Source organism: Candidatus Polarisedimenticolia bacterium, from assembly GCA_035764505.1.
Classification (GTDB): domain Bacteria; phylum Acidobacteriota; class Polarisedimenticolia; order Gp22-AA2; family AA152; genus AA152.
In genome coordinates this window covers 1-13,269 of record DASTZC010000147.1, presented here as the reverse complement: position 1 = coordinate 13,269, position 13,269 = coordinate 1, and the positions used below count along the sequence as shown (strand labels likewise).

Genomic DNA, 13,269 nt, shown 5'->3' with positions numbered 1-13,269 from the left:
TGCCGCTCCAGGTGAAAGATGGAGACGCCGGCGTGCTGGACTTGAAGCCTTTGGGAACCGTCACCTTGACCGTGTAAGTCGTCCCGAATCTCAGGGCCGTGATTTTCGGAAACACGTAGAAGCCGGTGGCGTCCGTCGTGGCGGAAAGAATCACGGTCTTTGAGGCGCTCAGCAGGCTGACCGTCGCTCCGACGACCTCGACATTGTTCGCGCTCACCACCATGCCCATCACCGGGTTCGCCTTGAGGCTCGCGCCCAATCCGGCGAGCAGAGCGTTCACATCGTTGATCAGCGTCTGGACCGGGTCGAAGGTATTTCCCTGGCCATCGACGCACGACGCGTGCAGATGCTTCCCGGCCTGCGCCTGCAGCTGCTGCAGCAGCGCGCTGAGAAGATTGATCGCCGTCTGCTGGTCGCCGGCGTCGATGGCGGCCTGTGCCTGCGCAAGTTTCGCGGTGAACGCATTGACGATGCCGGAATTGTCGATGCAGCCCAGCGTGCCCAGCGTGCCGATCACCTGCCCCACGCTCGCCGGGGATGCCTGCACGGTCAGGCTGACCGGAGCGGCATGGGTCAACAACCCCGCCGTGCCGACCACATTAAGGATGTAGGACCCTGGCTGCACGGACGGTCCCAGCTGCAGGCTGAGCTGCGAGCCTGCCGAGCCGGAAAAGGGCGGGGTGACCGGAGTCGGGGTCAGCGAGGCGCTGGCGCCGCCGGGCAGCTGGCTGGCGCTCAGCGCGACCGCCTGGCTGAAGGTGGCATTGGCGTTGACCGTGACGGTACGGCTCCCGCTGCCGCCCACGGGAAGCGTGAGAGGCGCGATGGCCGAGAAGGTGAAATCGGGCGACACCTCGAAAACGGCGGTCACCATCTTGTCGGCATTCATGACGAGAGTAGTGACCGAAAAACTCGGAGACGTCACCGGTCCCAGCCATTGCTTGAAGCGATACCCGGCATTCGGGATGGCGCGCAGCCCGATCACGGTATTGGCGGGCTCGCTGAGATCTCCCGCTGCCGGGTTGGTCGTTCCCGCCCCCTCTGGAGAGACTCGCAGCGTGAGAGCGAAGGTTTCCCTGGCGCCGGCGGGAATCTGGCACGGGATGAAGAGCTGCGGTGGCCCGGTGAAGCAGAGCTCGAAGGCGCCGATGTCATAGCCGCCCATCGCCGGACGCTCCTGGCCGCGCTGATCCACCCCCACCGTGACACTGGGGTCGGCCGCATTGAAGGCAGGACTGTTCATCGTGATCGCCATGGTGGGCGTGAATCCCTGCTGCAGGGTCAGCGGAGAGACCCCGGGGCTGGCATCGGAGACGACCGCGCCGCAGCCGTTCCAGTTGGCCGGGAAGGGATGCGCGCCCACCGGCGTATCGTTGTCGCGGACGATGTTGGCCGCGAAGCTCGTCTCCATGTTGAACCCTGCCCACGAGCATTGCTGCGGACCTTTGATGGGGATATCGGGGCCCGTGTAAGCGATGAGAGTATTGGCCAGCGTGAAGGAGGCCGGGTTCGACTCGGAAGTCTGGATGGCGACCACGCCATCGCCGAAGCCGGTTGCCTCGTTGTCGACGATGGTGGAATAGAGCACGCTCAGATGACCGTCTACGGAAAAGATGGCTCCGCCGGCATCCGTCCCGTTGGCCGCGGCCCCGCTCTCCCCCGCGTTTCCGCCCATGCCGCGCGTGACGAAGTTCTCGGTGAAGGTGCTGTTCTGGATGTCCACGCTGCCGGAGTCGTTGAAGACGGCGCCGCCAAGCGCCGCCCCGCCTCCGCCATAAAGATGATTGCCGTCGCCTGCGAAGAGTCCACCCGGCCCCGGCGTGCCGCCCGTCACGAGCCCGTCCGGACCAGCACCTCCGCCGCCGCCGAAGCCGCCATGGCCGCCGTCGGCGCTATCGACGGTCCCGGCCCACCCCGATCCGCCGCCTCCGCCGAATCCTCCGGCTCCCCCGCTGCCTCCTCCATCCGATCCGCCGCCTCCGCCGCCCCCGTAATTACCCCTGCCGCCGTTACCGCTGCCGGTGAGGGTGTTCATGCCACCGCCGCCCCCACCGCCGCCGGGGCAAGGTGCGTCCTGGCCATTCTCGTTGCCCACGCCCCCGTTGCCGCCGCAGTCGAAGCCTCCGTGCGGATCGAACGAAAACCCGTTGCGCAGCGTCCCGCCCCCGCCTCCCGCCATCCGGTCGGTGATGCTGCCGTTGGCGCAAGCGAATCCGCCGTTGCCTCGGGAGCCTCCTCCGCCGAAGCCCCCCTGGCATATCACGCCGCCGTCAGGTGCTCCATTGCCGCCCATTCCCCCGCCGCCCCCACCGCCATTGCCGGCGAAATCCTTTCCTCCATCACCGCCGATCGCCCCGTTGCCCTGGAAGGTGCAGGCCTCGACGGTCACCCCGCCGGCGTGGACGAAGATGGCGCCCCCCGCGCCCAGACCGCCGCCGCCGGAGGGACCGCCGTTGCCGCCCCGGGCCACGAATCCCTTGATGGTGGCGTCACGAAGAGTCAGGTGGCCGGTGCTGCCCACGGCGAAAGCCCTGAAGGAAGTGGTGCCGGTCCTTTGCAGGGTCGCCCCGTGGGCCTCGATGGTGATATGGGTGGTGATAATCGGAGTGGCCGTCGGTCCGAAGGGATTGAATGCATCATCCTGAATGTGGTCCATTTCCAGGACGGTGCCCGAAGGCAGGACGATGGTATCGTCTCCGAAGCCCTTCACGCACTCCGTGCGGATGAAGACTGGGGCGTTGTCTTCGTCAAACCTGGCGATCGCGATGTTGTCGTCGAAGTTGGCCGAGTAGATCGCCTCCTGCAGCGAGCAGCCGGACTCCTCCCCGCCGATCTTCTGATCGACCGAGGTGACGAAGATGACGGCCGCCGCCGCATTGCCGGCGCAGGCGCCCGCGATCAGGAGAAACATCCAAACTGCCATTCCTCTCGTGCGTAGCCTCTTCACGACTTCTCTCCTTCCCCCAAAGAATTGCTGAAAGCGCTTGCCCGCCTTGAGATTCCTCAACGGTTGTCTGCCCCGCCGATTTGACGCTCGCTCCGCACGGGGGCGGTGGTCGGCGCTCCCCCTGACTCCAGCAGACTCACGATGTCCTGAGCGAACTGTTGCAGCTCGGCAGCCGAATCATCGGAAATCTTCTTGGGCGCGAGAACGTCGACGTGATGGATGAAATCTTCGAGGTCCAGGATCGCGCTCGTCGTCTGGTTCGCCGCGAGGGCGGCGGCCGCAGCATCGAGCTTCGCGGTCAGCCCTGTCTCGGTCCCTCGGGCCAGATGCAGAGCCTTCACCTCCCCCTTCAGGTCCGACAACGCTCGGCCAGGCTGATCCAGGAGGAGCGCGGTGCGGGCGACCCAAGGCTCGAACCCGGCGACCGGATCATCGGCGATGAAGAAGATGCAATCCCCGAACGGTGTGATCTGGTCGGGAAATGACCAGTCCGGGCCCGCGGCGATGTCCTGCGCCAGGACCGTTCCCGCGGCAGTCCCATCGCTGCGCCACAGCTCCTCGCCATGGTCGTCGTCGTAGGCGATGAACAGGAGCCGGCCGGCGACCGCCTGAAGGCCGTAGGAATAGCGGAGTCCCGCCTTCACGATGACGGTGCCATCTTCGGTCCCGTCGCTGCTCCAGAGATCCGTGAAAGTGGGATCCACCGCCGACGCCGCGATGAAGAAGAGCTTCCCACCGAGCGGCGTCAACGAGTCGTTGACGATGGGATTGCTCCCTGGAATCTCTTTCACGAGCGTCGTGCCGGCTTCCGTCCCGTCCGTCTTCCACAGCTCCTCTTTGCCGAAGTTGCTGACCCTCGCCGGGAAGTAGATCTCGCCGCCCACGCTCTGCGGCAGGCCTACATACGACCAGCCGGTGCCCGGGAAGACGTCCTCGAGGAGATGGGTTCCCGCCTCCGTCCCGTCGCTCACCCATGGCTCGTACCCGTGCGAGGAATCGAAGGCGAGCATGAAGAGCTTGCCGTTGATCTCCTGGAAACCCTGAGGTCCGGAGGCCCTCGGTCCGGGATTGATGTCCTTGACGAGAACGGTTCCCGCCGTGGTGCCGTCGGTCTTCCATAGCTCGAGCCCGTGCTCAGGATCCTGGCCGCCGAAATAGAGCACGCTGCCGATGGCGTTCGGGTAACGGAAGTTCCCACCGCTTTTGAAGAAGGAGAATTGAAGATTGACGTCGGCAACCTGGACGGTTCCTCCAGGTGTGCCGTCGGTCTTCCAGAGCGTCCGGCCGTGCACTCCGTCGTCGGCGCCGAACAACACCGATCCGTTCAGCTCGGCGAACAGACCGGACTCAGCCAGGCTCCCATCGGCACCCGGATTGATGTCGGAGACCATGACCGTGCCCGCCTCGGTGCCGTCGCTTCTCCACAGCTCATAGCCGTGCTCACCGTCGTTGGCCCCGAAGAAGAGCACCCCGTTGTGGACAATCGCGCTGTTGGGCTGGGAGCTGGAAATTCCTGGATAGATGTCCTTCAGCAGCCGGGTGCCCGGGCCAGTCCCGTCGCTGATCCACAGCCCGATTCCATGAACGCCGTCGTAGGCGCCGAGAAGCATCCGCGGTCCGACGCCGGGAACCGAAACGGCCCCCAGGAAGCCGGCGTAGGACGAGTCGGTGCGGAGGCTGGGATTGATGTCCTTCAGCAGAGCCGTGCCCGCGTCCGTGCCGTCGGTTTTCCACAGCTCGTTGCCATGAACCAGGTCGTCGGCCTGGAAAAAGAGGAGGCCGTTGGGTGCCACGCCTATTGCACTCCCCACCGACGGTGAGGCGACGGGCCGCGTCCCCGCGGGCGTGGCATCGCTTTTCCAGAGCTGGTTGTACGAGGTCCCGTCGTCGTGAAGCTCGATACTCACGAAGAAAAAGGCTTCGTCCGACGCGGCGAACCCCATCAGGGGGAACACTCCCCCGAAGCCCGGCGGGGCTTCCCTCAGCAAGACGGTTCCCGCCGGCGTTCCGTCGCTTGCGTACAGTTTCGGAGCTGTGCCGTCGTTGGATATGAGGAACTTACTGCCTGTCAGACGCCAGACAATGGGAAGGCTGTTGCCGGGTCCTGAATTGATATCCTTCAGGAGAAACGTGCCCGCCTCCGTTCCGTCGCTGACCCAGGGCTCGTTCCCGGTCGTACCATCGTCGGCCACGAAGAGCAGGAAATGGTCGAATCCCTGGAGCCCGGCCACATTGGAAAACGCTTTTACAGGCACGGTTCCCTCCGCCGTGCCGTCGGTCTTGTAGAGCTGTGAGGAAAAGCTGGTGGTGAAGAACACCATGCCGTTCGCCTCGGCCAGATTGCTAATGAACGAGTTGCCGAATGGAGTGATGTCCTTCACGAGGAAGGTCCCTGCCTCCGTTCCATTGCTTCGCCACAGCTCCTGCCCATGCTCTATGTCAATCGCAGCGAATAAGAGCAATCCGTGAAAGGCCACCATCGCCTGGGGATAGGAGTTGCCATCCCCGGGAGAGATGTCCTTCACCATGACCGTGCCGGCCACCGTTCCGTCCGTTTTCCACAGCTCGTACCCATGCACCGCGTCATCGGCGGAGAAGAAGAAAATGCCACCCACCGAGGTGCTGAACAGTGGATAGGTGGCATCGAAAGCCACGGAATTGCTCCCTAGAGGAAAGGTCCCCGCCTCGGTTCCATCGGATCTCCACAGCTCGAGGCCGTGGGCTCCATCGTCGGCCACGAAATAGAGGATTCCGCCGACCGCCTGGGGAAACCAGGTAGAGTTATCGGACGGCGACTGGAAGGGACTCGCGGTGGATCCGGGACGAATCTCCTTCACCATCCGGGTGCCCGTTTCGGTTCCATCGGTTCTCCACAGCTCGTATCCGTGGACTCCGTCATCGGCCGGGAAGAAGAGCGCACCGCCCAGCTCCACGGAGAATCCGGGGTTGCTGCTATTGGGGCCCGGGTTGATGTCCTTGACGAGGGAGGTCCCCGCCTCCGTGCCGTCGGTCCGCCACACCTCGAATCCGGTGCCAGATGTGTAGGCCGAGAAGATCGTGATGCTCCCCAGCCGCTGGTACTGGTATGGAAACGATCCCCGCTCGAAGCTCGGCGTCGGGTTGACGTCTTTCAGCAAGCGGGCGGGGCCGCTGCTCGCGAGCACAGGGACGGCAAACACCAGAAGCGTCGACCGGAGAATCAGCCTGGCAAATGTCCTGCTCAACATGGTGCTTCTCCCCTTCGTGACGTCTTGGGTCCTCACGTCAGAATCCGGCAATGAAGCGATTGAGAACGTTGCGAGTGATTTGCTCGACCGCCGGATTCCGGCAGCTCACGAGCCCAGGATGGAACCAGGGATAGCCGCACTGGACGCGAAGGGCTGGTCCATTGTTGGCGCCGTCCGGGGTCTTGAGACCCGTGAAGTAGTCATCGAGGCCCCAGGCCCATTCGTTGGTGGCGGCGTTGAACACCCAGGCGCCGCTCGGCGCCTGATAGATCGTCATCGCCCAATCGGTCCGCAGCCCGGGATAGTAGGGGAACGGATTGGAGCAGAACCCTTCATCCGGCACGCGGCCCAGGGGGGAAATCGGCGATCGATCGCAGGGATAGACACACGCCGGTGGCTCGGCCCTGCAGGCGTCATCCGTGCAGCAATCGTCCTTGACCGTCTTGGCGGTGCATTCTTTCGAGGCATCGTCGCTGCAATGCAGGACGGTCAGTTGTTCACAGGAGGGCGGCTTCGCCCTGCAGGCGTCGGTCGTGCAGCAGTCGTCCACGACTGTGTCGGGGGTGCATACCTTGGAGGCGTCGTTCCCGCAGTGCCGGGGAGCCGCCGCAATCGATTCGTACCATGAGTTGAAATCCCCGTCGAAATCCTGCGGCAGCGGGAATCCAGGCAGACCGGCACCGAAATTGGGCACCTGGGTGTGAACGAGGACCTGCAGCCCGTCCGGCGAAGGGAAAAGTGGATCGACGGAGGTATAGTCATATTCGCTCCCAATGATTCCTGGAATGGAATCACCAACCTGCAGGCCGGTGTTGGCGAAGACCCAGTGATCAAGGAGGGAGTCGGGAGCCAGGAAGATATCGCCACCTCCCGTGATGGCGGCTCCGGGGTCCCACATGCCGCCAACCAATGCCTGCTCGCTTTCGCTGACGCCGTTGGCATCCAAGGTCCGGGAGTAGTCGGCCAGCTTGACCTTGCACAGGTTCCCATCCGTGCAGTCGTCGTCGGTGACGCACTCCGTCTCCGATCGGGCAATTCCCGTGTCCTTGTTCACGCAATTCGCGAACAGCGTGATCCTGCGATTCGGCGTGCCGCTGGAATCCGGAAGCAGCCCCACGGGCCAGTAGACATAGTTCGCGCCGAAGAACCCCAGGCTGACGCCCTGATCGCGGGCCTGGACCATGTGCGCCTTCATCTCCCGCGTCACGTACTCGTCGTGACCGACGGATAGATAGGCTTTGGCCCGAAGCAAACGTCCCACATCCTCGTGCGTATCGACGTCGGTGATGTAGGTCACGTCGTAGCCCTGGCGCTCGAGCCAGCGAACCATTCCGTAGTCCATCGACGCGGGAGCGAGGTTTTGCAGAAAATCACCTGCGCCGATTCCGTAGAACAGACTGACGCTTCGAGAATAGAAGGGGAGTGGATTGGCAAAGCTCCGCTCGACCAGCCCATAGGGGCGGTCCATCGAAACGGTCTTCGCCTGCTTGCCGCCCTTCGTCGCGAAGTCATAGAGCGACTGGCCGGTGTATTCCCGGCCTACCGTGTCGTAGCCGGGCCATGGGTTGTAGGCATGGTAGGTGAGGACCGATTGCTGGAAGACCAGATCGGCGCGTCGTGCGTCGCGCACCGTGAAGATGATGTAGCTCTCCTTGCCTGACGTGTTGGCGTGGAGCTTCACCAGGTAGATGCCGCTCAGCCAGGAGCTCGGAACATGGATGACGAAGGGCTTGGTCCATTGGCATTCGACGACCTCCGTCGTGGGATCGACATCGGGGGTCACCTGTTTCACACCGGGCAGCATTTGCGGTCCTAGGACCTTTCTTCCGCCGGTGCCGCCGTACCATCCCATGCGGAAGACGGTCAGCGAGTAGGTCTTGTCGGCCGTGCTCACGAACAAGCGGATGTCTCCGCCGACGGGTACGCTGGTGAGCGAGGCATAGCCTTCAATCTGGCGATTGTCGGCGGGATTGGTCAGCTGCCAGGCGGTCGTGCCCGGCTGGCGGTTCTCCAGCTGGATCAGGTTCAGAGGGCCGGCTGAAGAAGGTCTCACTCCCGACAGCAACAAGATTCCCGCACAAGTCATCATCAAGAATCGTTTCATGCTCAAGTCTCCTTTTTGCAAGGTCGCTCGCCGCGTCTTGTGGCTCTCTATTGGGGAAAACGGAAGGCCTGGTTGAAACCCGACAAAGGACGAGTTGGACGATGTACCGAGGAGAGGACGAGACTTATCGGCGGGCTATCGGGTGGGTGCGTCGGGCAGCACGAGCTGGCGGCCGCTCCATGTATCCGGGTGATCGGGACCCAGGGTGCCCGAAGATTCTCTGCCGCCGAGCGAAGGTCGGCGAGGGGCAGGCCGTGCTTGCTTTCGGCTCAAGGCCAGGTAGGCGCGCCCGAGGTGCCTGGAGAAGGTCAGCTCATTCTCACGGGCAGGACCTCCCCTGGCGGGGGATGCCCGAGCTCGTATCACCGAGGGATCCCTGTCCGCCCGGGCAGGTGTCCTGGGCGCGGTTCAGGTAGAAGAACACTCCTCCGACGCCCGGGACGGCCGCGTCGGTCGCGGAGGTGTCGGGGCCGTTGTCCGACTCGAGGCAGACGGTGAAGCCCGAGAGGAAGTCGTTGGCGACGACCGAGCGCAGAGTGTCGTAGATGAGGCTGGAGACCGTCGCGCCCGGTGCCGCCGGTGGGTCCCAGGCCAAATCGGCCGCGGAAGTGAATCGCAGATTGACGGTCTCGCCGGGCGTATCCCAGATGGCTGCCCCCGAGTCGCTGCAATCCGCGATGAGGCTCAGGCACGATGGGTCGCCGAGCGCTCCGTAGCCGTCGCCATCCTGGTCGAGGCAGCCGCCAGTCCGGAACTTCGTCTCGGTGATGCTGTTCCCGCCGAGAGATATCCATGGGGAATGAGGGAAGAAGGGATCGCTGCTCGCGATCCGGGCGCGCCAATGATAGAAGGTGCCCTCCGCCAGCCCCGGAACAGCCTGGTTGAAGTCGGTCGCGCTCCCGTAGTACGGACCGAGCGGATCGGGCGCGCCGGTGTCCTGGACTGGTGAAGCGGCGGTCCCGGTTCCGTTGAACGGCGTTCCGAGCGGCTTCACCTCCCACTGCAGGCGGACCTTGCCCCGGCCGGACGCGATGCGACCCCGCTCCTTCAGCTTGAAGGCCGTCTCGGAATCGGACTTGCCCAGCAAGGCGACCGGGGCGGTTGTGGTGCTCCGGGCTTGCAGGGGAATCCGATCGATGATTCTGCCCGGACCGCCGACGGGATAGAGGAATGCCCCACCGGCATCGGAATTGTTGTAGTCATAGCCAGGACCGCCGACGATGAAATCCGCGTAGCCGTCGCCATCGAAATCGCCGGCGTTCGCGACCGAAGCGCCCACGTTGGAGCCGACGCTGAAGGGGTAGTACCCCGAGGACCAGGCCGGCGACAATGCGAGGCCGGAGGCCGAGCCGAGATAGAGGTAGGCCCGCCCATCGTCCTGGGTGGCCAGGTCGTAGAGGGGAGCCCCAACGACGACGTCCGCGTAGCCGTCGCCGTTGACGTCTCCCGCCGTGGCGACCGAGGCGCCGAACCGGGCGGAATGCTGGGAGGGATCCGCCACCCAGGCGAAGCTCGCTGCGGGGCCCGAGGCGGAGCCGAGGTAGAGATAGGCCCGTCCGCCCGCCGCCCCCGGGCCGGACTCGGAGCCCTCCGCACCGACGATGACATCGGAATAGCCGTCGCCGTTGACATCTCCCGCCGTCGCGACAGAGGAGCCGCAGTTGGCGGATGCCTCCGGAAACTCCAAGTGATGGGCGTCCACGGTCCAGACCGGGCTGGCGGCGAGGCCGCCGGGCGAGCCGAGGTAGACATAGGCCCGCCCTTCATCGGTTTCCACATCGTCGAAATTCGGCGCCCCGACGATGACGTCCGAGTAGCCGTCGCCGTTGACGTCCCCTGCCGTCCCGATCGATAGACCGAAATTCGCGTCTGCCTGATCGCTCTCGGCCGTCCAGGCCGGAGTCGCCGCGAGACCGGAAGGGGAGCCGAGGTAGAGATAGGCTCGCCCTTCGTTGAGCTGGCCGTTGTCGTAGTAAGGAGCGGAAACCAGGATATCCGAGTATCCGTCGCCGTTGACGTCGCCTGCGGTCGCAACCGAGGCGCCGAAATTGGCGCCAGCCTGGTTGCTCTCGGCCGTCCAGGCCGGAGTCGCCGCCAGGCCGGAGGCCGATCCGAGGTAGAGGAAGGCTCGCCCCTCGTTGGCCTGTCCGTTGGTGAAGTAAGGCGCCCCGACGAGAACGTCGGAGTAGCCGTCGCCGTTGACGTCCCCCGCGGTCGCCACCGAGGCGCCGAAATTCGCGCCGGCCTGATTGCTCTCCACGGTCCAGGCGGGAGAAGGAACGAGGCCTTGGCCGATGTCGGGGCCGAGATAGACGTAGGCCTGTCCTTCATCCGTCTGGCCGTTGTCGTAGCCCGGTGATCCGACGATGAGGTCCGAATAGCCGTCGCCGTTGACGTCCCCCGCCCCTTGAACGGAAGAGCCGAAGCGGCCGTTCGCCTGGAACGCGTCCAACGGCAGGCCCGGCCCCAGCTGCCCTTCCGGCACGAGAGCCGAAGCTGAGCCGAGATAGACATAAGCACGTCCCTCGTCGATGAAGCTGGCGCCGTTGTAGGTGTAAGCCGAGACGATGACATCGGAATAGCCGTCACCGTTCACGTCGCCGGCCGTGGCGACCGACGTGCCGAAATTGCTCTGCGCCTGATCGCTCTCGGCCATCCATGCGGGGGACGAAGCCAGCCCTCCGATCGAGCCAAGGTAGAGATAGGCCTTGCCTTCGTCGAGATCGGGATCGTCGTAAGCGAAGGCGCCCACCAGGACATCCGCGTAGCCGTCGCCGTTGACGTCCCCCGCTGTGGCGACCGAGACGCCGTACCCGGCGCCGGCCTGGTTGCTTTCGGTGGTCCAGGCGGCGGTCGTGGACAGGCCCGAAGCCGAGCCGAGATAAAGAAAGGCTCGGCCTTCGTCGGCTTGCCCGTTGTCGTAGAAATAGGCTCCGACGATCACGTCGGCATAGCCGTCGCCGTTGACGTCTCCGGCCGAGCCGACCGAATTGCCGAAAAACGCATTGGCCTGATTGCTCTCCGCCGACCAGGCGGGTGTCGAAGCGAGTCCGGAACCCGAGCCCATGTAGACCCAGGCGCGTCCTTCCAGGGAATTGCTGGCGCTGCTGTAGTGATAGGCGCCCACGATGACGTCCGCGTAGCCGTCGCCGTTGACGTCCCCCGCCGTGGCGACCGAGACGCCGTACTTCGCACCCGCCGAGTCGCTCTCGGCGGTCCAGGAGGCGGTGGTGGACAGACCCGAAGCCGAGCCCAGGTAGAGATAGGCCCGGCCTTCGTCGGTTTGCCCGTTGTCATAGCCATAGGCGCCCACGATGACGTCGGCATAGCCGTCGCCGTTGACGTCTCCCGCCGTGGCGACCGAGACGCCGTATGCCGCGCCCGCCTGATCACTCTCGGCGGTCCAGGAGGCGGTCGGGGACAGGCCCGAAGCCGAGCCGAGATAAAGAAAGGCTCGGCCTTCGTCGGCTTGCCCGTCGTCATACCCATACGCTCCCACGATGACGTCCGCATAGCCGTCGCCATTGACGTCCCCGGCCGAACCGACGGAGGCGCCGAAAAAGGCATTGACCTGATTGGCCTCCGCCGACCATGCCGGAGCTGCCGCCAGTCCCGAGGCCGATCCGAGGAAGACGAAGGCGGCGCCCTCATCCGTCTCGCCGTCGTCGTAGCGGAAGGCCCCGACGATCACGTCGGAATAGCCGTCGCCGTTGACATCGCCGGCCGTGGCGACGGAGTAGCCGAAGTTGGCGCTTGCCTGGTTGCCCACCGCGGTCCAGGCGGCGCTGGTCGAGAGCGGATCGATGGTGATGGGATAGCTGGCATCCCGGACGTCGACCACGAGGCGAATCCCCCGCACCCCTTGGCGCGCGAATCCTTCCATCCAAGCCGGCAGCCTCTCACCGCGCGCATCGGTCACCTGCAGCTCTCCATAGTGAATCGCGCGCGCGCCGGAGGAAGTCACGAAGTCGATCGATTGATGGTCTTCCGCGACACGGGGGTTGAGGTCGCCCCAGAGGGCGAGATCGAGATGGATCCGGCCTGGCGCGGCGGGCGCCATTCGCTCGACCTTTCCGGGAGCCGTCTCTTTCTCGCGCGCTCCTGGAGGCGCCTGCAGCACGAAGATCTGCTCCAGTCCCTTCGAGGTGTTCTCGTAGGCTTCGGTGAAAGCGCCGCGGCGGTATTCGATCCGGTTCCCCGAAGGAGACCGCTCGGCCCGAGGCGGCTTGCCGGTCGCTTCTCCCCTGCCGTAGCCGACCAGCGACAGCCCCCAGCGCCACGAGGGAGACTCTTGGGCCCTCGGCACGACACGAATCCCCTCGGCGGTGAACCAGGTCCGGAACCCGTGGGCTCGATTGGGAGCCTGCCAGGACGGCTCGACTCCGTCGATGCCGGGGACCGCCTGCCACGACACCTCGTATTCCTGGTCGGCCAGCTGCTTCTCCGCCTGATCGATCCAGCCCGTGGGTGCTGGGGTCCCGGTCTGGCGGGTGGCGGGCGCCGCGCGTGCTGTCGTGGGTGTCGAGGCGCTTCCCGTTTCGGTGGATCGGGGCGCCTGGGGAGCCGCCGTGGTCGGGCCCCCCTGAACCGTGGCCAGGAAAAGCGTCGGGATGAGAACCAGGCAGGTCCACGCCGATGCGCCTTTCGCATGTCGTTTACCAGCCGATCGTGACCTGCCCTGCATGATTGGCCCCCCTTGGCCTCGTCTTCCAGCTCTCTCCAGAGCTGGGGAATGGTTGTGCCGATTACCGGTACTTTGGCTTCCTACTGAGGAAAACGGAGGGTGAAGGTGAAACCCGACAGGGGACGAAGGAAACGAGGGGGGTGGAAGAGGGCTAAGAGCGGGCTAGCGGGCGGCGGCGTCCGGCTCCGCGAGCTGGCGTGCGCTCCGGGTGTCCGGATGATCGGGACCCAGAGCGTCCTGGAGGTTTTCGGCAGCCGACCGGAAGTCGGCGACAGCGAGGTCGTGCTTGCCTTCGGTTTGCAGAGCC

General features: G+C 65.0%; 4 protein-coding genes. All 4 read right to left on the bottom strand.

The features are described from left to right. Nucleotides 1-2,911 (bottom strand): choice-of-anchor Q domain-containing protein (locus VFW45_10150; GenBank protein HEU5181146.1); only part of this gene is annotated, 2,911 nt, incomplete at its 3' end. A 92-nt stretch (nt 2,912-3,003) separates the two neighbouring features. After that, the gene (locus VFW45_10145) at nt 3,004-6,174 is read right to left on the bottom strand and encodes an ELWxxDGT repeat protein (GenBank protein HEU5181145.1); all 3,171 of its coding nucleotides are present in this window, start codon (nt 6,172-6,174) and stop codon (nt 3,004-3,006) included. 37 nt (nt 6,175-6,211) lie between these two features. Continuing rightward, the gene (locus VFW45_10140) at nt 6,212-8,278 is read right to left on the bottom strand and encodes a N,N-dimethylformamidase beta subunit family domain-containing protein (protein HEU5181144.1); all 2,067 of its coding nucleotides are present in this window, start codon (nt 8,276-8,278) and stop codon (nt 6,212-6,214) included. Nucleotides 8,279-8,597: 319 nt separating this feature from the next. Continuing rightward, a complete protein-coding gene (locus tag VFW45_10135; GenBank protein ID HEU5181143.1) occupies nt 8,598-12,962 on the bottom strand; it encodes an FG-GAP-like repeat-containing protein in 4,365 nt (1,454 codons plus the stop codon). Nucleotides 12,963-13,269 lie beyond the last annotated feature (307 nt).